The organism is Enterobacter sp. 118C5, from assembly GCF_034107645.1.
In the GTDB taxonomy this organism is placed as follows: domain Bacteria; phylum Pseudomonadota; class Gammaproteobacteria; order Enterobacterales; family Enterobacteriaceae; genus Enterobacter; species Enterobacter nematophilus.
Genome location: NZ_JAWNEU010000001.1, coordinates 544,597 through 566,707 on the forward strand (window position 1 = coordinate 544,597; position 22,111 = coordinate 566,707).

Consider the following 22,111-nt stretch of genomic DNA (forward strand, 5'->3'; position numbering starts at 1 on the left):
ACATGGGCAGAAGCCAAAAAAAAGCCAGCTTATTCAGCTGGCTTTTTTACTGACAAATCTTAGAACTGGTAGGTCAGACCCAGCGCAACGATGTTGTCGGTACCGATACCTGCCTGGCGAGTGAACTGGTTGTCGTCGAGCAGGTTGATTTTGTAATCCACGTAGGTGGACATGTTTTTGTTAAAATAGTAGGTCGTGCCAACATCGATGTATTTAACCAGATCCTGGTCGCCGAAGTTCTCGATGTCTTTACCTTTGGACTGCAGGTAAGCGATGGATGGACGCAGGCCAAAGTCAAACTGGTACTGAGCCACAACTTCGAAGTTTTGCGCCTTGTTTGCGAAACCGTAAATGTCGCTGCGGTTGCCGTTAGAGGTACCGAAGCGGGTCGCGTTGTAGGTCTGAGAGTACTGCGCGGCAAGGTAGATATTGTTCGCGTCGTACTTCACGCCGCCGCTGTACACTTCTGCGCGGTCGCCTTCACCGTATACGCCAGCCGCATTCTGGTCAGCGGTACGTTTGGAGGAGGACATTGCACCCCCGACGCTGAAGCCTTCACCCAGATCGTAAGTCAGGGACGCGCCGTAGCCGTCGCCGTTCTGGTTCAGCAGGCTGCGGCCGTTGGTGTTTTCACCGCTTACGCTGCCGTTTTTACCCTGGTACTGCAGGGCAAAGTTCAGGCCGTCAACCAGACCAAAGAAGTCCTGGTTACGGTAAGTTGCCACGCCGTTTGCACGAGACTGCAGGAAGTTGTCGGCACCGTAGGTGTCGCCGCCGAATTCTGGCAGAACGTCGGTCCAGGAGGTCACGTCGTAGATCACGCCGTAGTTACGACCGTAATCGAATGAGCCTGCTTCAGCGAACTTCAGACCTGCGAAGGCCACACGGGTCCAGGACTGGTTGTCGCCTTCGTCTTTGTTACCCTGAATCTGGTATTCCCACTGGCCGTAGCCGGACAGCTGGTCGTTAACCTGGGTTTCACCCTTGAAGCCGATACGCATGTAGGTTTTATCACCGTCCGCGCCAGCGTCGTCAGAGAAATAGTGCAGACCTGTTACTTTACCGTACAGATCCAGCTTGTTACCGTCTTTGTTATAAATCTCAGCTGCGTTTACAACGCCTGCTGCCAACATGGAAGTGACTGCCACTGCAACTAATTTAAGTTTCATCTTAAATATTCCTTATAATTTTTTTCAGTATTTCCTGAACCGTCGAGAACGATTTCTAAACGAGGCTGTTCGTCAACGGCGTGCTATTTTTAAAAATCTTGTCGCTGCCTTTCAATAATAAGTTTCAAAATATGAGTAATAATTTCATTTAGTGTGATCGAGATCGGGTTAATGACGGCTGAATAAAATCAGGTGGCGTTTTTTTAATCAGAATGCGTTTAATTTCTGGCAGGCATGATGGCGGGTATTATTGCATTTCGGGTTATTAATGGCGGTAATATTCGCAGATAAATAGTTACCCTACGGTGTCAGGTTATGTCAATTTGACGTCGTGGGGATTGACGAAGGAATCTAATATAAACAGAACATCAACAAGCGCACTAATGTTCTGATAAATATATTATGGTGTGATCACATATTAAATTTATGTTAATTTTTCTGCCGGGTTTAATCGAACCCGGCATAAATCTGAACCCTATTTTCGTGTAGCGTACCAGCAGAGCAATGACCCGGCGCAGACCATCAGCGCGCCTTGCCAGAACGAAAAAGAGAGGGGTGAGCTTAGCAGCACGGCTGCAAGCGCGGCAGAGAGTACGGGAGTAAAATAGGACACGGCAGCCAGCACCGTGACGTTACCGTGCAGAATGCCAATATTCCATGCCGCATAGCCAAACCCAAGCGCAATGCCGCACATAACGAGCTTCACGATAACCGGAAAGCTGAACACCATTTCTGGCTGATCGCTAACGGCATATTTCACCCACAGGCTCAGCGCAGTGAGCAAAACAAAGAGGGTAATACCGTTTTGCCCTTTGGCAAATTTGGCGGTTACGGTGCAGTAGGCGGCCCAGATAAATGCCCCGGCAAAAGCTAGCGCATAGCTGAGCGGGTTCGAGACAATATTGCGGGTTATTTCATCAATATGTAACCCTTGCTCACCGCCTAATACCCAACACACGCCGAGCAGAGCGATAGCTAAACCGGGAATGACCCACAGCGTGGATTTCTGCCCGTTGAATAAAATAGCAAAGACGATAGTCAGGCTCGGCCAGAGATAATTTACCATGCCGACTTCAATCGCCTGCGCTCGCGTGGCGGCATAGCCTAACGACAGCGCCAGACAAATTTCGTAACTGACAAACAGTACGCTGCCTGCAATAAGATATCCGGGTGAAAAACGTTTAATATCAGGAAATCCTACCGTCACCAGGCACAATAACCCGCTGAGGGTGTAAATCATCGCCGCGCCGCCGACGGGCCCCAGCCCCTCGCTTACGCTGCGAATCAGGCCCACCATCGTGCTCCATAGCAGTATCGCCGCCAGCCCCGTGAGCGTTGCTCTCTTTCTGTCCATTACGTTTTCATCGCTAATAAAATCAAAGGGAAAATGTATAGCATTAATTCTGGCCCTGCCGCGAATTATTCTCTCAAGTGTTTAACCCTAAAGGATTATTCAAACGCGGCAGCGGTGACTATTAAGGGGGCGACGTCAGCCGTCCTTGATTTGACGCAAAAAAAACAGGGCTTTTAATGTTAGTTTGCGGCGCGAAGTCTTATCAGATAACGAGGACAACAATGGACGTCAGCCGCAGACAATTTTTCAAAATCTGCGCGGGCGGTATGGCCGGAACCACAGCCGCAATGCTGGGATTTGCTCCCAAAATGGCGCTGGCTCAGGCACGCAACTATAAGCTGCTGCGTGCGAAAGAGATCCGTAACACCTGCACATACTGCTCCGTGGGTTGTGGGCTATTGATGTATAGCCTGGGCGATGGCGCAAAGAACGCCAGAGAAGCGATTTACCATATTGAAGGGGATCCGGATCATCCGGTGAGCCGTGGGGCACTGTGCCCGAAAGGGGCGGGGCTACTGGACTATGTCCACAGCGAAAACCGCCTCCGCTACCCGGAATACCGCGCGCCGGGCTCCGACAAATGGCAGCGACTCTCCTGGGATGAGGCGTTCTCCCGCATTGCAAAACTGATGAAAGCCGACCGTGACGCCAACTTTATTGAAAAGAACGAGCAGGGCGTGACGGTCAACCGCTGGCTTTCTACCGGGATGCTGTGCGCATCTGCGGCAAGCAATGAAACCGGCATGCTGACGCAAAAATTTGTGCGCTCTCTCGGCATGCTGGCGGTAGACAACCAGGCGCGCGTCTGACACGGACCAACGGTAGCAAGTCTTGCTCCAACATTTGGTCGCGGTGCGATGACCAACCACTGGGTTGATATCAAAAACGCTAACGTCGTGGTGGTGATGGGCGGTAATGCCGCTGAAGCCCATCCGGTGGGGTTCCGCTGGGCGATGGAAGCGAAAAACAACAACGATGCGACGCTTATCGTCGTCGATCCGCGCTTTACGCGTACGGCATCGGTGGCCGATATCTATGCGCCGATCCGCTCCGGTACGGACATTACGTTCCTCTCCGGCGTCCTGCTGTACCTGATCGAAAACAATAAAATTAACGCGGACTACGTTAAGCATTACACCAACGCGAATCTGCTGGTGCGGGATGATTTTGCCTTCGATGACGGGCTGTTCAGCGGCTATGACGCCGAAAAACGCCAGTACGACAAGTCCTCGTGGAACTATCAGTTCGACGAAAACGGCTATGCGATGCGGGATGAAACCCTGACGCATCCGCGCTGCGTGTGGAACCTGCTGAAGCAGCACGTTTCCCGCTACACGCCGGACGTGGTGGAGAACATCTGCGGTACGCCGAAAGCGGACTTCCTGAAGGTGTGCGAGGTGCTGGCCTCCACCAGCGCCGCAGACAGAACCACGACGTTCCTGTATGCGCTGGGCTGGACGCAGCACACCGTGGGCGCGCAGAACATCCGCACCATGGCGATGATCCAGCTGCTGCTCGGCAACATGGGTATGGCCGGCGGCGGCGTGAACGCCCTGCGCGGTCACTCCAACATTCAGGGCTTAACCGATCTCGGTCTGCTCTCCACCAGCCTGCCGGGCTACCTGACGCTGCCGTCGGAAAAGCAGGCCAGTCTGCAAGCGTATCTTGAGGCCAATACGCCAAAAGCGACGCTGCCGGACCAAGTGAACTACTGGAGCAACTATCCGAAGTTCTACGTCAGCCTGATGAAATCCTTTTACGGCGACGCGGCGCAGAAGGAGAACGACTGGGGCTTTGAGTGGCTGCCGAAGTGGGACCAGGCTTACGACGTCATCAAGTATTTCAACATGATGGATAAGGGCAACGTTACGGGGTATATCTGCCAGGGCTTCAACCCGGTGGCCTCCTTCCCGGACAAGAACAAAGTCGTTCGCAGCCTGAGCAAGCTGAAGTACATGGTGGTTATCGATCCGCTGGTGACCGAAACGTCCACCTTCTGGCAGAACCACGGGGAATCCAACGATGTCGATCCGGCGTCGATTCAGACCGAAGTGTTCCGCCTGCCGTCCACCTGCTTTGCGGAAGAGGACGGCTCTATTGCCAACTCCGGCCGCTGGCTGCAGTGGCACTGGAAAGGGCAGGACGCGCCGGGCGAAGCGCGTAACGACGGCGAAATCCTGGCCGGCATTTACCATCGCCTGCGCGAAATGTACCGCACCGAAGGCGGCAAGGGCGCCGAGCCGCTGCTGAAGATGAGCTGGCACTACAAGCAGCCGGATCGTCCTGAGTCTGAGGAAGTCGCGAAAGAGAACAACGGCGTGGCGCTGGCGGATCTCTACGACGCCAGCGGCAACCTGGTGGCGAAGAAAGGCCAACTGCTGAACAGCTTCGCGCTGCTGCGTGACGACGGTACCACGGCATCGTCCTGCTGGATCTACACCGGCAGCTGGACGGAGCAGGGGAACCAGATGGCGAACCGCGATAACGCTGACCCGTCAGGCCTGGGCAACACGCTGGGCTGGGCATGGGCGTGGCCGCTGAACCGCCGCGTGCTGTACAACCGCGCGTCCGCCGACGTGAACGGCAAGCCGTGGGATCCGAAACGGATGCTGATCCAGTGGAACGGGACGAAGTGGACGGGGAACGACATCCCGGACTACAACACCGCCGCGCCGGGCAGCAGCACCGGGCCATTCATCATGCAGCCGGAAGGGCTGGGGCGCCTGTTTGCCCTCAACAAGCTGGCGGAAGGGCCGTTCCCGGAACACTACGAGCCGATGGAAACGCCGCTCGGCACCAACCCGCTGCACCCGAACGTGGTCTCAAGCCCTGTGGTGCGAGTTTACGAAGAAGACGTGCTGCGCTTAGGCAAAAAGGACAAATTCCCGTACGTGGGGACGACCTACCGCCTGACCGAGCATTTCCATACCTGGACCAAGCACGCGCGGCTTAACGCCATCGCGCAGCCGGAACAGTTTGTGGAGATAAGCGAAACGCTGGCGAAGGCGAAGGGCATTGCCAACGGCGACCGCGTGAAGGTGAGCAGCAAGCGCGGCTTTATTCGCGCGGTGGCGGTAGTGACCCGCCGCTTGCAAAGTCTGAACGTGCACGGCCAGCAGGTGGAAACCGTCGGCATCCCGCTGCACTGGGGCTTTGAGGGCGTGGCGCAGAAGGGCTACATCGCCAACACCCTGACGCCAAACGTTGGCGATTCCAACTCGCAAACGCCGGAGTACAAAGCGTTTCTGGTCAACATCGAGAAAGCGTAAGGAGCGATTAAATGGCGATGGAAACACAAGACATTATTAAACGCTCCGCGACCAACCCGATCACCCCCGCGCCCCGCGCGCGGGACTATAAGGCAGAGGTCGCCAAGCTTATCGACGTCTCCTCCTGCGTGGGCTGTAAGGCCTGCCAGGTGGCCTGCTCGGAGTGGAACGATATCCGCGACGAGGTGGGGCACTGCGTTGGGGTCTACGACAATCCGGCCGATCTGAGCGCCAAATCCTGGACGGTGATGCGCTTTAGCGAAACCGACCAGAACGGCAGGCTGGAGTGGCTGATCCGCAAGGACGGCTGCATGCACTGTGAAGATCCGGGCTGCCTGAAGGCGTGCCCGTCAGCGGGCGCGATTATTCAGTACGCCAACGGGATCGTCGACTTTCAGCAGGACAACTGCATCGGCTGCGGGTACTGCATCGCGGGCTGCCCGTTTAATGTCCCGCGCCTCAATAAAGAGGATAACCGGGTATATAAATGCACCCTGTGCGTGGACCGCGTCAGCGTCGGGCAGGAGCCTGCCTGCGTCAAGACCTGTCCAACCGGCGCTATCCACTTCGGCACCAAAAAAGAGATGCTCGACGTGGCGCAAGAGCGCGTGAACAAGCTGAAAGCGCGCGGCTACGACAGGGCGGGCATTTACAACCCGCAGGGCGTGGGCGGGACGCACGTGATGTACGTGCTGCACCATAACGACCAGCCTGAGCTGTATCACAACCTGCCGAAGGATCCGGCGATCGATACCTCCATCAACCTGTGGAAAGGGGCGCTTAAACCGCTTTCTGCGGCGGGCTTTATCGCCACCTTTGCGGGGCTGATTTATCACTACATCGGTATCGGCCCTAACAAAGAGGTGGATGAGGACGAGGAGGAGCATCATGAGTAAATCGAAAACGATCGTGCGCACGAAGTTTGTCGACCGCGCCTGTCACTGGACGGTGGTGATCTGCTTCTTCCTGGTGGCGGTATCCGGCATCTCGTTCTTCTTCCCGACGCTGCAGTGGCTGACCGAAACCTTCGGCACGCCGCAGATGGGGCGCATTCTGCACCCGTTCTTCGGCGTGCTGATTTTCGTGGTGCTGATGTTTATGTTCGTGCGCTTCGTGCACCACAACATCCCGGACAAGCAGGACATTCCGTGGGTGAAAGGGATAGTCGAAGTCCTCAAAGGTAACGAGCATAAAGTCGCGAAGGTGGGCAAATATAACGCCGGGCAGAAGATGATGTTTTGGACCATCATGAGCATGATTTTTGTGCTGCTGGTGACCGGCGTGATTATCTGGCGTCCGTATTTCGCGCACTATTTCCCGATCCAGGTGATTCGCTACGCGCTGCTTATTCACGCGACGTCGGCCATTATTCTGATCCACGCTATCCTGATCCATATGTATATGGCGTTCTGGGTAAAAGGGTCGATTAAAGGCATGATTGAAGGGAAGGTGAGCCGCCGCTGGGCGCAGAAACACCACCCGCGCTGGTATCGTGACGTGGAACGGCTGGAAGCGAAACAGGAAGGTACGGAAGGGATCAAGTAAGGCCTGCGCCGTCGGCTTTGTCCGGCGGCGCTGCGCTTGCTCAGGCAGGACAAATGCCTGACCAGCCGGCGTCATGTGTTAGTCAATAAGCGATCGATTGCTGCAATAACATCATGGCGTGTATTGCGTAAATTACAAACAAAGTTTTAGGGTTAATTTTGTTGTTGTTAAGGTGAGTTATCATGGGTGAATAAATCAGAAATGTTTCAAAGTCGATATTTACCCCCGGAGCCAGATGGCTCTGCCATAACGGTAACTTATTATTTCTTGCGAGCGGCACAATTACGCGCGTGGCAAGATCGTCATAACAATCTTCCTGAATGAGCATATAGTCATATAGTAGGGAAGCTTGTCCCGGGTAGCTGCAGATGTATTACGGTAAACATTAAATTGTCTCAGCATTAAAGCACCCTGAAAAACTCATCATCAGTAATGGTTCCATGCTTTTCGACAAGTTCATTCATTGACTGAATGAATGAACGATCCGCTTCTGATGGCTGACGGCGGTTAACCGAGTGTTGCTCTACATGATACAAGGGTTTACGCGACGTGATGTCCTGGCCTTGTTTTATTCTTGCGGTATGTTTCATTATTTTCTCCTTTGTTGGTGCGGCCATTATCAACCGCAGCCAACAAAAAACAATACCGTTTCCCCTGGTAATCTACGTTCTGCGAGCCGCCTTCCAGTAATATCAGAACCGCTCTTCCACATACCGGAACGGGTATTTGGTGGGCTTCACTTTGCCGATTTTACGTTTCGGTAAATCTACCTTATCAACATGAATTTCTTTATAGGGGATTTGCGTCAGCAGGTGCGAAATAATATTCAGGCGCACGCGCTTTTTATCTTCTGAACGGGCCACAAACCACGGTGCCCAGGCGGTATCTGTCGCTTCAAACATGGCGTCGCGGGCGAGGGTATACTCGTCCCACAGGTTAAAGGATTTAATGTCCATGGGCGACAGCTTCCAGATTTTGCGCCCGTCGTTGATGCGGTCGCGCAGGCGGCGCTCCTGCTCTTTCGGCGTCACCTCCAGCCAGTATTTCAACAGGATAATGCCGGCATCGACCATCGCTTTTTCCATGACCGGCGTGCCGTCCAAAAATTTCTCCACCTGTTCTTCGGTACAGAATCCCATCACGCGCTCGACGCCCGCGCGGTTATACCAGCTGCGGTCGAAGATGACGATTTCGCCCGCAGAGGGCAGATGCGGCACGTAACGCTGGAAGTAGAGCTGGCTTTTCTCTTTATCGGTAGGCGCGGGAAGCGCGACGACGCGAAAGACGCGCGGGCTGACGCGCTCGGTAATCGCTTTGATGGTGCCGCCTTTACCGGCACCGTCGCGTCCTTCAAATACGATACACACCTTTAATCCCTTGGCGACGACCCACTGCTGGAGCTTAACCAGTTCAACGTGCAGGCGGCGCAGCTCTTGTTCGTACTCTTTGGTCTTCAACGGCGCATTTTTTTCGACATCAACAGCGACACGGGTTTTCTTTTTGCTTCCCATAATTGTCATCCTCAGGTTGTCCGGCGCGGGAAAAAGCGAGACCGCACTATGAAGTGTAATCCACCTGAATTAATGGATTAATGTGTCAGCCGGCTGATTTGAACTGGCTCACCATACAAGATTGTTCAATAATGCCCGTCGCGAGTTTTAACCTGTGGTTGCGGTATGAAAAAAACAATTTTTTCGCTGGCGCTTGGCACGTTTGGCCTGGGCATGGCTGAATTTGGCATTATGGGCGTGCTAACCGAGCTGGCGCATGACACCGGCATTTCGATTCCCTCCGCCGGGAATATGATCTCCTTTTATGCGTTCGGCGTAGTGATAGGCGCCCCGATTGTGGCGCTGTTTTCAGGCAAGTTCTCCTTAAAAACCACGCTGCTGTTTCTGGTGGCGATGTGCGCGGTTGGAAATGCCCTGTTTACGTTTTCTACGTCGTATTTCTGGCTGGCGCTGGGGCGGCTGATTTCCGGTTTTCCGCACGGGGCCATTTTTGGCGTCGGGGCGATAATCCTCTCCAAGATTGCGCCACCGGGGAAGGTGACGGTCGCGGTGGCCGGGATGATCGCCGGTATGACCGTAGCCAACCTGGTGGGCGTGCCGCTGGGGACCTGGCTGGGGCACGAGTTTAGCTGGCGCTATACCTTTTTCCTGATTGCCGTGTTCGACGCGCTGGTGATCCTCTCGGTTCTGCTTTGGGTGCCGGACATCCACGACAAATCAGAAATTAAATTGACCGAGCAGTTCCACTTCCTGAAGAAACCGGAACCCTGGCTGATTTTTGCCGCCACCATGTTTGGCAACGCCGGCGTGTTCGCGTGGTTTAGCTTCGTTAAGCCCTTTATGGTCAACGTCTCCGGTTTTTCGGAAGGTGTGATGACGGTCATCATGATGCTGATGGGGCTGGGCATGGTGTTGGGCAATCTGCTGAGCGGTAAGCTTTCTGGCCGGTTTAGCCCGCTGAGCATTGCGGCGGCTACCGACATGGTGATTGTCGCCTCGCTGCTGCTGCTTTTTGCCTTTGGTGAACTGAAAACGGCCTCGCTGGTCATGGGCTTTATCTGCTGTGCCGGGCTGTTTGCGCTCTCTGCGCCGCTGCAAATCCTGCTTCTGCAAAATGCGAAGGGCGGTGAGATGCTGGGGGCGGCAGGAGGGCAGATGGCGTTTAATCTCGGCAGCGCGATTGGCGCGTACTTCGGCGGGATGATGATTACCCTGGGCTTTAGCTGGCGTTACGTCACGCTGCCAGCGGCAATACTTTCCTTCTCGGCCATGAGCGCGCTGCTTATTTACGGGTATCTGCGGGCGAGACAGACGCAGCTTAAGGCCCGTGCGCCAGTATGAAAACCGCTCCCGGGAGGGAGCGGTGATAAAGGGCAAGAGATTATGAACGTAAGTCGATCACCATACGGCCGCGGATCTGGCCCTGTTCCATCTCTTTGAAGATGGCGTTGATATCCTCAAGCGGACGCATCGTAACTTTCGGCACCACCTTGCCTTCAGCGGCAAACTGGAAGGCTTCCTGCAGATCCTGACGGGTGCCGACCAGCGAACCCACCACCTGAATGCCGTCCAGCACCAGACGCGGAATGTCGAGGCTCATCGCTTCCGGCGGCAGCCCAACCGCAACCACGCGGCCACCGGCACGAACCGCATCCACCGCCGAGTTGAAGGCCGCTTTCGCGACGGCAGTGACCACCGCAGCATGCGCGCCGCCGGTTTTTTCCTGCACAATTTTAGCGGCGTCTTCGCTGCGGGAGTTGATGGTTAAATCCGCGCCCATGCTGGCCGCCAGCTTCAGCTGTTCGTCATTAACGTCAAGGGCGATGACTTTGGCGTTAAAGACGTTTTTAGCATACTGCAGCGCGAGGTTGCCCAGCCCGCCCAGGCCGTAAATCGCGATCCACTGGCCTGGTTTGATACCCGACACCTTCACCGCTTTGTAGGTGGTGACGCCGGCGCAGGTGATGCTGCTGGCCGCTGCCGAATCCAGACCGTCCGGCACTTTTACCGCGTAATCCGCGGTGACGATGCACTCTTCCGCCATGCCGCCATCTACGGAGTAACCGGCATTTTTCACATCGCGGCACAGGGTTTCATTGCCGGTGTTACAGTATTCGCAGTGGCCACAGCCTTCAAAAAACCACGCCACGCTCGCGCGGTCGCCGACCTTCAGCGACGTCACGCCAGGGCCGACCTCTTTTACGATGCCAATCCCTTCATGGCCGAGGATCACCCCCGTTTTATCGCCAAAATCCCCGTTCTTCACGTGAAGGTCGGTATGGCAAACGCCACAGCACTCCATCTTCAGCAGGGCTTCCCCATGCTTAAGGGAGCGTAAGGTTTTTTCGGTGACGTTAACCTGATGATCCTGAGTAACAACAGCAGCCTTCATGTGTATCTCCTTGTTCATGATAAGAATCTGCATAGCAGGGTAATACCTCTTAAGGATTAATACATTAGCCTGGTAATGCAAGGCTGCAGCAACATAATGTCATCATTTAATCCGATTTCAGATTAAGAACAGGGCGTTCCTCTAATAATTTAGGGGGAAAATACTGGCCCGGCGAGAGGCTCGCCGGGCGCAGCGTTACAGCAGTGCTTCTATCTCCTCAATCTCTTTACGCCATTGCGCCTGCAGCTGCGGCTTTTGATGCTTCGGCTTACGCGCCAGGTCTTCTTCCAGCAGCGTTTCCAGCGCGATCAGCCGCTCCAGCAGATCGTCGTGCGGCGAGGGTTGAACCGTCGCAGATGAAATCACCGGTGCGGCGGATGTCCCGAGCCCCGCGCTTTCACGCAGCCGCTCAAACACCGCTTCAGCATCGTGCCACTCGCTCAGCCTGCCGTCCTCAATCAGCCAGAAGCGGTTACAGCTTTGGCTGATTAACTGGCGATCGTGGCTGACCAGCAGCACGCCGCCTTCGAACTGCTGCAGCGTTTCCGCCAGCGCCTCTTTGCCCTCCATGTCGAGGTGGTTGGTGGGTTCATCCAGCATCAGCAGGCTATAGCGGGCAAGCGTCAGCCCGACGAACAGCAGGCGAGAGCGCTCGCCGCCGCTGAGCGTACTGACTTTTTGCCCGTGGCGCGCCCACGGGAAGCCGGCGCTGATGAGTGCCATCTTCCTGTGCTGCGGATCGGGTGCAAACGGCTCCAGCGCGTCGAGCAGCGTGGCGTTGTCCGCAAGCTGATGAAGCGTCTGGTCGTAATAGCCTGCCGACACGCGCGGGTGCAGCTTCAGACCCGCGTTTGCCAGTTCCCCGGTAAAGCCGCGCCAGATAAGCTTCATCAGCGACGATTTACCGCAGCCGTTACGCCCGACAATCGCCACGCGATCGCCGCTTTTGAGCCGCGCAACGTCGATGCCAAACAGGTCCGGCAGCCCCGGCGCTGGCGGTACGCCGAGGTTTTCCATTTCCAGCAGACGGTCTGCCCGCAGCGCGTCACCGCGCAGGGTTAACGTCCACTGGCTGCCCGCCGTTACTTCCGTCTGGCTCTCCTTCAGCCGTTCGACCTGTTTTTCCATCTGTTTGGCCTTGCGGGCCAGGTCTTCGTTGTCATAAACCTTGCCCCAGGTCGCCAGCCGCTTCGCGCTGGCGGTTACGCGGTCGATCTCCTTTTGCTCCGCCTTGTGGCGCTGCGCATCGCTTTCATCTTTTGCGGCAAGCGCCCTGCGGGCGGCCGTGCAGGGAAGGGCAAAGTAGTGCAGCGTCTTATCGCGCAGGATCCAGCTGCCGTTTGTGACGGCATCCAGCAGCTGTCTGTCGTGCGAAACCAGCACGAAGCTGCCTGACCAGTTCTGTAAAAAGTGTTCCAGCCAGAGCATGGTCGGCAAATCGAGGTGGTTGCTGGGTTCATCCAGCAGGAGCAGATCCGGCTCGTGAATCAACGCCCGCGCCAGCAGCAGGCGGGTGTGCTGTCCGCCGCTCAGGGTAGCGGATTGCAGCGTCATATCCTGCGGCGTAAAGCCCATGCTGGCCAGCAGCGCTTCGGCTTTCCAGCGCAGGCTGTCGTGCTCAGCTAAAGGCAGCTGCGCGAGTACGGCATCCAGCATGGTCAGCGGGAAAATGGCGTCCGGGAGATGTTGCTCCACGCGCGCCATCAGGCAGTGCCCGGCAAGCGCGACCGTTCCGGCGGCAGGGATATCTGTTCCGTCCAGCACCTTTAAAAGCGTACTTTTGCCGCAGCCGTTGTCGCCCAGCAGGCCAATGCGGTCGCCTTTTTTCAGCGTAAAGGAGAGGGAGTCGAAGAGCGTGCCAAACGCCGTATCAACGCGTAAAGATTGTGCAGTAAGTAAAGTGCTCATTGTTGCTTACCCAAGAGTTACAGGCATGTTTATGCCTCGTCAAACATCGCTGACGATAACTCAGTAAGCCCGAGAGAAGGGATTTCAGGGGTTGGTGTCTTCGCTCAAGCAGAAGTTATCGCAGCACGATACCGATAACGCTTGAGCTGGTGCGATCACCAAATGTATGTGAAACATTGAAAATTTCACAGTACAGCATAATTGGCCTCCTTATATGTTTTGAGTTTGTAGGTATCTATCACTATATAACGTTTTTAAGCATAAGCCTACCTTCGCTACTAGTGGCTGCTCTGCAGTTAAATTGTCTATTTTTTCTCTTTGTTAGGGTTAGGGGAGGCGAAGCATCCTTTGCCTCCTTCGTCATCATGCGCAACAACGATCGTTCCATGAATCACGATAGATAATATTACCCTCCGTATACTTCCAGGTAATCGCTTCATAACGTAATTCGAGCGTTTCAAGGTGTGTGCTACTCATACCGTTAGGAGACAGGTAGGGTGCAACCGTTGTGAACTTGACGTTTTCCAGAATGATATTGAAATACTCGGCCTCAATACCTGATTCCAGAATACGGTACATTTTAATTATGGCTTTCTTCATGGTTCGGCCTTCACAGACAGCGCGGTACAAAAGTGGTGTTGTTTGATCAAATTCCTTCACTATCGTGATAGGGCGGTGGATTCGCGTTCCTGTCAGTTTTCCCCAGCTTGGATCTACCGGAATAGTGACACCGTGAGAGAATGATTTTAATTCGATAGACCCCAGGCGAAGTGGCATCATGCAGCTACCTATTATCGGAGAGCCGTTCTCATCTTCAAGCCATAAGTGTGCGGGTGTAGACATACTATTTCCTTATAGACAAATTTACGATAAAGCTAACGTTTGAGATTTACAATTTCATATAGCGATAAAATAAACATCAGAAAAATGAAGAATATAGGAACAGGCCATATTGGCCCGTCAGGGAAAAATTGGAAAAAGACAACTGCAAAAAAAAGTGTCAATAGCGAAGGGCCGTACAACGATATCAATGACCTGAATATCCGCCTGAAAAACCTTTTAATAAGATGCATCATGATTACTGAACCATCCTGGTTATAATATCTGCAATCTCACCATCCGATACCCATTGTGCTTTAAACGCCTCAGCCCGCTGAAACAATGGCTCTATCAGGAAGTACAACATTTCCAGTTCTTGAGCGTATAGTGCCGAATAGTACGCTGGATAAGTAATATGAAGACGGTGCGCACTATCTGCTGCTTTCTGCACTACGCCGTATAGGCCAATACCCCCAACAACCTGTCCCGCTCTTCGCCCAGCCAGTGCACTAAGTTCAAGGCTTAGATTCATACCTGCAGCTACAAATGATGCTGTTGCTAAAGCAAATCCGGCATTTGTAAGTGAACTTGCGGCGATATGAATATTTACTGCCATTAGCAATTGTTTGATGTGCTCTAGCTGACCGAAGGTTTTGTGCCGGAATACTTCTTCAAAATAGGTTTTGAGCATTTCATACACAACATCTCTATGCCCTAGAAGATGATAAACACCTTTAGCAAATCGAATATCTTCGGACTTTTGTTTCTGACATACATCCTGGTATTCATCAGTAAAGCAGGACGTATAATACAGCGCGCGCGTTGCACCTGCGCCGATCGTTTCAATCTGATTTGATACGGCTTTTCCTACACCCGTTAATGCGTGCTCGAGTTTTAACGCAAGGATGTTATTTGCCTGCAAATAACGTATCACTTCATCGCTGTAGTACATAACTGCTCCTTGCTTCCCTCGCGATTGCTGTCTGCACCTCCATCACCTTTAACCCAACAATAAACCGGGATTGCCATTTCAAAACGCCTTTTATTTGTAATGCGGATCATTACTAAATCCTTAAAAGAAATTTTTTATTAGGCAAAAAGTGTTATGCGGAATTTTTATATTTCAATGAGATATGAATTGTTGTGGAAGTATTGGTTTTTTAAATAAGGAGCAGGGGAAATGAAGTAGTAGCGACAAGAGAATAAAGGGAGGAGGGTGATCAAGTTCCCTCTCCTTTTGAGGAGAGAGAACGGTCATCGCGAATTAAATCGAGGTACGACGATAGCTGCGGTATTCAGGCATCCAGAAGTTATCGTCAATAGCCTGCTGCAGCGCATCGGCAGAGGTTTTCACCGCCACGCCCTGCTGCTGCGCCATTTTACCCACCGCAAACGCGATAGCGCGCGACACCTTGTGAATGTCCTTCAGCTCCGGCAGCACCAGCCCTTCGCCGTTGTTGACCAGCGGCGAGTAGCCCGCAAGAGTTTCGCTCGCTGACATCAGCATTTCGTCGGTAATGCGGGACGCGCCGGAGGCGATCACGCCCAGACCAATGCCCGGGAAGATATAGGAGTTGTTGCACTGGGCGATCGGATAGATTTTATCCTTCCACACCACCGGATCGAACGGGCTGCCGGTGGCAACCAGCGCGTTACCTTCGGTCCAGGCGATGATGTCCTGCGGCGTCGCTTCCACGCGGGAGGTCGGGTTAGAGAGCGGCATCACGATAGGGCGCTCGCAGTGCTTGTGCATCTCGCGGATGATCTCTTCGGTGAAGAGACCGGTTTGCCCGGAAACGCCGATCAGAATATCCGGCTTCACGTTGCGCACCACGTCCAGCAGGGAGAGCACTTCGTTGTCGGTATCCCAGTTTTTCAGGTTCTCACGTTTCTGCACCAGCTTGGTCTGGAAAGGCAGCAGGTTCGGCATACCGTCGGTCAGCAGGCCGAAACGGTCAACCATAAAGACGCGGGAGCGGGCCAGCTCTTCGCTTAAGCCTTCGCGCTGCGTCTGGGCAATAATCTGCTCGGCGATACCGCAGCCCGCAGAGCCTGCGCCCAGAAAGACGATTTTCTGGTAGCTCAGCTGGCTGCCGGCCGCGCGGCTGGCGGCGATAAGCGTGCCCACGGTCACCGCTGCGGTGCCCTGGATGTCGTCGTTAAAGGAGCAGATCTCATCGCGATAGCGGTTCAGCAGCGGCATCGCGTTTTTCTGCGCAAAGTCTTCGAACTGCAGCAGAACGTCCGGCCAGCGGTGCTTCACGGCCTGAATGAAATCGTCGACAAACTGATAGTACTCGTCGTCGGTAATGCGCGGATGACGCCAGCCCATGTAAAGCGGATCGTTCAACAGCTGCTGGTTGTTGGTGCCGACATCCAGCACCACCGGCAGGGTGTACGCCGGGCTGATGCCGCCACAGGCGGTGTAGAGAGAAAGTTTACCGATTGGGATCCCCATCCCGCCAATGCCCTGGTCGCCGAGGCCGAGAATACGTTCCCCGTCGGTCACCACAATCACTTTGATATTGTGGTTCGGCACGTTCTGCAGAATATCGTCCATGTTGTGACGATTCTGATAAGAGATAAAAACGCCGCGTGAGCGACGGTAGATCTCAGAGAAGCGTTCACACGCCGCCCCCACCGTCGGGGTGTAGATCACCGGCATCATCTCTTCGAGATGGTTTTGCACCAGGCGATAGAAGAGGGTTTCGTTGGTGTCCTGAATGTTGCGCAAGTAGATGTGTTTGTCGATCTCGGTTTTGAAGCCCTGATACTGGATCCACGCGCGCTCTGCCTGCTCTTCAATGGTTTCAACCACTTCGGGCAGTAAGCCCAGCAGGTTAAAGCTGCTGCGCTCTTCCATGCTGAAGGCGCTACCTTTGTTGAGCAGGGGGAATTCGAGTAAAACCGGGCCGGCATAAGGGATATATAAGGAACGATGTTTTTTCAGTTTGTTGTCCATGTCACTCACTCTTTTTTTGAAGATCCGTCCCTGACACTGCTGTTTGTCATCTTTCTGGCCTGTGCTACGGGGTGCGGTCGGGCGGTATTATAAAGGAGCTAAATATTAATTACCGCAACACATAAACAAAAACACCATCGGTTTTGCCGATGGTGTTCTGGATCTCAGTCTGGAACTTACTTGCCCGCGTGGCGTTTTCTGCCGGTGGCGTGAGTGACTTGCGTTTCGTGGTCGCCTTCAATCACCACTTTACGCTGATTAGAAAGCTTGTAGTTCAGTCCCAGAATGTGGCGTGCCTGACGGTTCGATTTCATGTTAACTCCTCAATCCTGTTGATAGTTTTAAGGACCAGTTTGCTTTCGCAAACGAAATGTAACCCCTTAGGTTGCAGATCCAGCTTAGCAGGTTTTTACAAAGGTGCGTTTTGCCCGCTGACGACGTAGTTAATGGTCTGCTGGTAGATGTCACTGAGGATGTCATTATCCGTGGATTCCACCCACTTGGTCAGTTCCATTAAAATGTCATCTTCAGTCACAGCACCGTGCTCGGCGTGAAGACCCTGCGCGATCGCGTTAACGAGTTCAGGTTGTGCTGCTGCGGTATTAGCCGGGTAATAAGTAAACATGCTGCCTCCGTGTCGTTGTCTGTTTAATGGTACGGCTCGCAAAAAATTTAATTCATAAACAGGATGGCAAATATTTTCCCGGTTGTGGCTCAGATTCATCTTAGAAATAAAAATGACATAAGTGCATGCTTTTATGCGCTTTTAGAATGTGGGGATATATTGATGTGTAGCGGTGAAGATATTTTTGGGGGCTCCTGCCATCACGGAAATATAGCAGGAGCCGTTTTTAAATTACCACTTCATTTCGCCGGTATTCACTTTGGCGCTTAATTCCAGAGAGCTCTCTTCGGCCAGGCCCGGATACTGTTTTTTCAGTGCACCGATGACGCCCGCAGAGTCTTTATGTGTCGACAATGCCTGTTCAAAATGCTGCAGATAGCCACGGGTAAAATCAATAGCCCCGTTTCCGGCCGGCGGCGTGCCCAGATAGTGGCCCGGGATCACGCGTTCCGGTTTGTGCGCGGCCATGTTGTCCAGGGTCTGCTGCCACTGCTGACGGCGAGCCGGCGTCTGGGTATCTGCCGTCCAGACGTGAATGCCCCAGGAGACGCCGGTGCCGCCAAGAATCGTTTTTGCTGACGGGATCCACACATAGGCCGCGTAGCTGTCCGGCTGCTCGATATCGACCTTTTCCCCGTCAATCATAAAGGTGGTGGAGGCGAGTACCTGCGGCACCACCAGTTGAGTCGGCGCGCCGTCTTTCATCTGCGGGCCCCAGAAGGCGAGCTTGGCGTCTTTGGTGGCCTTAATATGGTCAACCACCTGCTGCGTGGCCACCACTTTGGCATTCGGGAAGGCTTTCACCAGCGGCTGCAGGCCAAAATAGAAGTCCGGATCGCCGGAGGTGATCACAATCTTGTTCAGCGTTTTACCGCTGCGGCGGATTTTCTCTACCAGCGCTTCGCCATCCTTCACGCTGAACTGCGCGTCAAACAGCACCGCCTCTTTCGGGCCGGAAACGAGCGTGGAGGAGACCGCGAAAATGCCTTTTTCCTGCGGGTTATAGGTATCAATCGTCAACGGTGCGGCAAAAACGGCCGGAGCGAAAAGGGCGGAAAGCAGGGCAATATGAGTGAGTTTCATGCTGTTGTCTCTGTTGTTCAGGAATATCGTTATTGTACGGATATTCTCATTTGCCAGAATTCCTGAAACAAGACATGCTTAGTTTCATAAATCGAGCAGATGGAGCTTATATGGATCGCGTTATTGCCGCTCAGGTCTATAACCGGATATGCGAGCTGGGAAGCCTGAGCGCGGCGGCCCGCGCGCTGGGCATTTCCCGGCCAATGGTAAGCCGCTACCTTGAACAAATGGAGAAGTGGGCGGGGACGAGGCTGGTAAACCGCTCCACGCGCAAGCTGACGCTGACCGCGGCAGGGGAAAAGGTGCTGCAAAAAACGCGGACGCTCTCGCAGATCTCGCAGGAAATCGAAGGCCAGTCGGAAAAAGATCTCCCGTCCGGCACGCTGCGGGTAGCCTGCGCGCACTTTACCGCGATGCACCTGATTGCGCCGGTCCTGCCCGGCCTGCTCTCGCGCTACCCGCAGCTGCGCATCGAGCTGGACGTGAACAACCACCCGGTCAGCCTGGTGGGAGAGCGCATTGATGTCGCGGTGCGCATTACGGATAACCCCGAGCCCGGCATGATCGCCCGCCGGCTGGGGGAGTGTCGCTCGGTGCTCTGCGCCTCGCCGGCGTATCTGGCACAGCACGGCACTCCCGCCAGCCCGGAAGAATTGGCGCAGCACAACTGCCTGCACTACAGTTTTTTCGCCGGCCAGTCCTGGCGTTTCCTGACGCCGGAAGGTGAAAGCCTGAGCGTGGCCGTCAGCGGCAACCTGAGCGCCAGCATCTCTTCACTGCTCATGAACGCGGCGATCGAGCACTGCGGCATCGCCATGCTGCCGGAGCGCGAAGCGCGCGCCGCGCTGGAGCAGGGATTACTGGTGCCGGTGCTGGAGGCGCTGGAGCCAAAACCGCTTGCCATCCACGGCATTTATCAGTCACGGGAATACCAGCCTGCCGCGCTGCGCGCGTTCCTCGACGAACTGTCCCGCAGCCTTGCCTGAGGGGCAATTACTTTGCCTTTAGCCAGGGAGAGGCCGTGCTCCAGAAAATAATATCTGCCCCGAGATAGCTTTCGCCGAAGCGGACAAACTCCGCTTTGGTGAAGGGCTTACCGGTTTGAGGATCCTTATAGGTCAGAGTCGGTTCCTGAACCGCCATGGCGATAAGCGGCAGCGTTTGTTTATTTTTATGGAAGAAGGGATAGGCATTCTTCATGTGCGCCTTGCGGTTGGGAACAATGTCCGGCCCACCGAGGCCGATATTGTTGGCGCTGGCATACGCAAACAGACGCCCCATGTAGTTGTGGTCGTTATCCCACTCGCACGGCCAGAAGTTCACGTACTGCACCACGTGTGATTTCTGAAAGACCTTGCGCGCAAAGGCCAGGTTTTCCATTTCACCCGCGAAATAGCTGTCGCAGGTAAAGCCCGCTGGCGGATTTTTCTCGTCAATATCAATCGCGGTTTCGGGCAGGTTTACGCCATACACCTCGCCATCAAAGCGTTTTGCGAGCGCAGCCAGCAGCGCCTGGTAGCGCTGGCGCACCGCGGGGTCCCACTGACGCGCTACCCATCCCGCGCCGACAGGCTTGCCCTCGCCGGGGTTATCAAACTGCGGCGCAATCCCGCCGCTGTATTGCTTATCGTGCATCAGATAGTCCGGAACGTAGCGGGCATCCGGCTCAAAAAAACGATCCTGGATCTGAATAAAGAGTTTTTTCCGGGCGGCCTTAACGCGCGCCAGATCCTGCTCAATTCGCGAGAAGTCATAGCTGTCCTTCTCGGGTTCAAGCAGGCGCCAGTTGTACACGATCTGCACGCCGCCGATGTCGCCACGCGCAACAAGCGGGAGCGCCGCATCGAGGTCGCCTGAGCTGGTATAGATAAAGTTTTCCGGCGTTTTGGCCAGTGAAGAAAGAGAGAGAGCCAGCGTGGTTACCGCGACGGCCATCCTGATTTTTAGCGTCATATTTTTATCCTTGTTGTCGGTACAGCAGGTGAAAGACCCGGAATCGTCTGTGTTCCAGGGCGTGTCAGATGCGTAGTCTATACTTAACCCTTTGTAAGCCAAAAGGAGAGCAAGAATGACGATTCATAAGCACGGTTCGGCACACTGGTCTGGCGACATTAAGCGCGGGAAAGGAACGGTTTCCACCGAGAGCGGCGTTCTCAACCAACAGCCTTACGGCTTTAACACCCGCTTTGAGGGTGAAAAGGGGACCAACCCGGAAGAGCTGATTGGCGCGGCACATGCGGCCTGTTTTTCCATGGCGCTGTCGCTGATGCTGGGTGAAGCGGGCTATACCGCTGATTCGATTGATACGACCGCGGACGTCTCTCTGGATAAAACCGACGGCGGCTTTGCCATTACTAAGGTTGCGCTGCAGAGCAAGGTAACCGTTCCGGGCATTGCGCCACAGCAGTTTGACGGCATTATTCAGAAAGCCAAAGCGGGCTGTCCGGTCTCGCAGCTCCTGAAAGCTGAGATTACGCTGGACTATAAGCTTAACTAAGCCCCAGCCGGGTTCGCGCCCGGCTATCCCTTCAGCGCGGCGGGAAACACCTCCGCCAGCCAGGCGATAAATACCTTCAGTCTGTGCGTCAAATGCCGGTTCTGCGGGTAAACCACATGAAACGGATAGGCGGCAGGGCGCCAGTCGCCCAGGATCGCCGTCAGCATTCCCGCCTGTAAATATGACTTAGCCGAATACTCAAAGGTTTGAACGATCCCCAGCCCCGCCGCGGCAGCCGCCAGATGAGCGTTGCTTTCATTGACGCCGAGATAGTGCGGAATGCTGATTTCCAGAGCTTCGCCGTTCTCCCTGAAGCGAAACGGAAACGGTCGTCCGGTGACGGGAGAGAGATAGCTAATAAGCTTATGGCCGTTGCGTAGCTCCTGCGGATAGGCCGGTACACCGTGGTTTTTCAGGTAACCCGGCGTCGCGCAGGTGACCATTTGGGCATCACCGAGATGGCGGGCGATAAGGGTTGAATCGTTCAGCGGGCCGCCGCGGATCACGCAGTCTACGTTACCGCTGATGAGATCGACCGGACGATCGGCCACGCCAAGATCGATGCGGATATCCGGGTAGCGCCGCACAAATTCCGGCAGCAGAGGGATGAGTACGTCCCTGGCGGTGGACCCGCCCACGTCAACCCGCAAATGCCCCTTGGGCGTCGCGCGGGAAACGCGAAACGAGGTGTCGATATCTTCGATATCAATCAGCACCCGGAGCGCTTTTTCATAGTATTCCATCCCTTCAGGCGTCGCGACCACCCGGCGAGTCGTCCGGTGCAGGAGGCGTATCTCCAGATGCGCCTCAAGTGATTTAACCAGCTTGCTCAGGGTGGCGATCGGCATATTCAGCGAGTCCGCCGCGCGGGTAAAGCTGCCGGATTCCACCACCCGCGTGAAAGCGCGCATCGCCATGAGCTGATCCATGATGACCTCTGATTGTTTCTGTAGGTGAATAGTCATTTTCATTTTTGC

21 protein-coding genes are annotated in these 22,111 nt (G+C 54.6%); 6 read left to right on the plus strand and 15 right to left on the minus strand.

Features of this window, described 5'->3' with window-relative positions; genetic code table 11:
• Positions 1-59: 59 nt before the first annotated feature.
• On the minus strand, positions 60-1,169 hold the full coding sequence (locus tag UTO39_RS02565; protein ID WP_061098128.1) for a porin OmpC: 1,110 nt from the start codon (positions 1,167-1,169) through the stop codon (positions 60-62).
• Positions 1,170-1,644: 475 nt separating this feature from the next.
• Positions 1,645-2,523 carry an aromatic amino acid DMT transporter YddG gene (yddG, locus tag UTO39_RS02570; protein WP_320726374.1) on the minus strand — a complete coding sequence of 293 codons (879 nt, stop codon included), beginning with the start codon at positions 2,521-2,523 and terminating at the stop codon, positions 1,645-1,647.
• 221 nt (positions 2,524-2,744) lie between these two features.
• Between yddG and fdnG the strand changes: the two genes are divergently transcribed.
• Genes fdnG through fdnI form a run of 3 tightly spaced genes read left to right on the plus strand, consistent with a single transcriptional unit; the run spans position 2,745 to position 7,337 of the window.
• Positions 2,745-5,792 carry a formate dehydrogenase-N subunit alpha gene (fdnG, locus tag UTO39_RS02575; RefSeq protein WP_320726375.1) on the plus strand — a complete coding sequence of 1,016 codons (3,048 nt, stop codon included), beginning with the start codon at positions 2,745-2,747 and terminating at the stop codon, positions 5,790-5,792.
• An 11-nt stretch (positions 5,793-5,803) separates the two neighbouring features.
• On the plus strand, positions 5,804-6,688 hold the full coding sequence (fdxH, locus tag UTO39_RS02580; protein ID WP_061098131.1) for a formate dehydrogenase subunit beta: 885 nt from the start codon (positions 5,804-5,806) through the stop codon (positions 6,686-6,688).
• Positions 6,681-7,337: a formate dehydrogenase-N subunit gamma gene (gene fdnI, locus UTO39_RS02585; protein ID WP_320726376.1), complete on the plus strand. Its 657-nt coding sequence runs from the start codon at positions 6,681-6,683 to the stop codon at positions 7,335-7,337. Before fdxH ends, fdnI begins: the two co-directional genes overlap by 8 nt.
• 82 nt (positions 7,338-7,419) lie before the next feature.
• Here fdnI and UTO39_RS02590 read toward each other — a convergent pair whose 3' ends face one another.
• The 3 genes from UTO39_RS02590 to ppk2 form a co-directional block, all read right to left on the minus strand.
• Positions 7,420-7,665 carry a CcdB family protein gene (locus UTO39_RS02590; protein ID WP_407065093.1) on the minus strand — a complete coding sequence of 82 codons (246 nt, stop codon included), beginning with the start codon at positions 7,663-7,665 and terminating at the stop codon, positions 7,420-7,422.
• A gap of 73 nt (positions 7,666-7,738) precedes the next feature.
• The gene (locus tag UTO39_RS02595; RefSeq protein ID WP_151413696.1) at positions 7,739-7,927 is read right to left on the minus strand and encodes a hypothetical protein; all 189 of its coding nucleotides are present in this window, start codon (positions 7,925-7,927) and stop codon (positions 7,739-7,741) included.
• A 102-nt stretch (positions 7,928-8,029) separates the two neighbouring features.
• Positions 8,030-8,848 (minus strand): polyphosphate kinase 2, encoded by an 819-nt coding sequence (gene ppk2, locus UTO39_RS02600; RefSeq protein ID WP_320726377.1) that lies wholly within the window; start codon positions 8,846-8,848, stop codon positions 8,030-8,032.
• 165 nt (positions 8,849-9,013) lie between these two features.
• Between ppk2 and araJ the strand changes: the two genes are divergently transcribed.
• A complete protein-coding gene (araJ, locus tag UTO39_RS02605) occupies positions 9,014-10,189 on the plus strand; it encodes an MFS transporter AraJ (RefSeq protein ID WP_320726378.1) in 1,176 nt (391 codons plus the stop codon).
• 40 nt (positions 10,190-10,229) lie between these two features.
• Here araJ and adhP read toward each other — a convergent pair whose 3' ends face one another.
• The 8 genes from adhP to UTO39_RS02650 all read right to left on the minus strand — a co-directional run bounded on the left by adhP (position 10,230) and on the right by UTO39_RS02650 (position 18,637).
• On the minus strand, positions 10,230-11,240 hold the full coding sequence (gene adhP / locus UTO39_RS02610; RefSeq protein ID WP_061098144.1) for an alcohol dehydrogenase AdhP: 1,011 nt from the start codon (positions 11,238-11,240) through the stop codon (positions 10,230-10,232).
• Positions 11,241-11,435: 195 nt separating this feature from the next.
• A complete protein-coding gene (locus UTO39_RS02615; RefSeq protein WP_320726379.1) occupies positions 11,436-13,148 on the minus strand; it encodes an ABC-F family ATP-binding cassette domain-containing protein in 1,713 nt (570 codons plus the stop codon).
• 363 nt (positions 13,149-13,511) lie between these two features.
• Positions 13,512-13,991 carry a type VI secretion system tube protein TssD gene (locus UTO39_RS02620; RefSeq protein ID WP_320726380.1) on the minus strand — a complete coding sequence of 160 codons (480 nt, stop codon included), beginning with the start codon at positions 13,989-13,991 and terminating at the stop codon, positions 13,512-13,514.
• A 235-nt stretch (positions 13,992-14,226) separates the two neighbouring features.
• Positions 14,227-14,919 (minus strand): hypothetical protein, encoded by a 693-nt coding sequence (locus UTO39_RS02630; protein WP_320726382.1) that lies wholly within the window; start codon positions 14,917-14,919, stop codon positions 14,227-14,229.
• Positions 14,920-15,231: 312 nt separating this feature from the next.
• Complete coding sequence (locus tag UTO39_RS02635; RefSeq protein ID WP_266177981.1) at positions 15,232-16,929, minus strand: NAD-dependent malic enzyme; 1,698 nt, start codon at positions 16,927-16,929, stop codon at positions 15,232-15,234.
• A gap of 176 nt (positions 16,930-17,105) precedes the next feature.
• Complete coding sequence (gene sra / locus UTO39_RS02640) at positions 17,106-17,243, minus strand: stationary-phase-induced ribosome-associated protein (protein ID WP_008501714.1); 138 nt, start codon at positions 17,241-17,243, stop codon at positions 17,106-17,108.
• Positions 17,244-17,338: 95 nt separating this feature from the next.
• Positions 17,339-17,554, minus strand: coding sequence for a biofilm-dependent modulation protein (gene bdm, locus UTO39_RS02645; RefSeq protein WP_013096534.1), 216 nt, complete (start codon positions 17,552-17,554; stop codon positions 17,339-17,341).
• A gap of 231 nt (positions 17,555-17,785) precedes the next feature.
• The gene (locus UTO39_RS02650) at positions 17,786-18,637 is read right to left on the minus strand and encodes a Vmh family MBL fold metallo-hydrolase (protein WP_320726383.1); all 852 of its coding nucleotides are present in this window, start codon (positions 18,635-18,637) and stop codon (positions 17,786-17,788) included.
• A 110-nt stretch (positions 18,638-18,747) separates the two neighbouring features.
• Between UTO39_RS02650 and UTO39_RS02655 the strand changes: the two genes are divergently transcribed.
• Complete coding sequence (locus UTO39_RS02655) at positions 18,748-19,623, plus strand: LysR family transcriptional regulator (protein WP_320726384.1); 876 nt, start codon at positions 18,748-18,750, stop codon at positions 19,621-19,623.
• 7 nt (positions 19,624-19,630) lie between these two features.
• On the opposite strand, the gene UTO39_RS02660 is transcribed toward UTO39_RS02655, so the two are convergent.
• Positions 19,631-20,590, minus strand: a complete 960-nt coding sequence (locus UTO39_RS02660; protein ID WP_061098148.1) for a hypothetical protein — start codon at positions 20,588-20,590, stop codon at positions 19,631-19,633.
• 115 nt (positions 20,591-20,705) lie between these two features.
• On the opposite strand from UTO39_RS02660, the gene UTO39_RS02665 reads away from it, so the two are divergent.
• A complete protein-coding gene (locus UTO39_RS02665; protein ID WP_028013230.1) occupies positions 20,706-21,134 on the plus strand; it encodes an OsmC family protein in 429 nt (142 codons plus the stop codon).
• A gap of 23 nt (positions 21,135-21,157) precedes the next feature.
• Here UTO39_RS02665 and UTO39_RS02670 read toward each other — a convergent pair whose 3' ends face one another.
• Positions 21,158-22,063 carry a LysR family transcriptional regulator gene (locus tag UTO39_RS02670; RefSeq protein WP_061098149.1) on the minus strand — a complete coding sequence of 302 codons (906 nt, stop codon included), beginning with the start codon at positions 22,061-22,063 and terminating at the stop codon, positions 21,158-21,160.
• Positions 22,064-22,111: the final 48 nt, after the last annotated feature.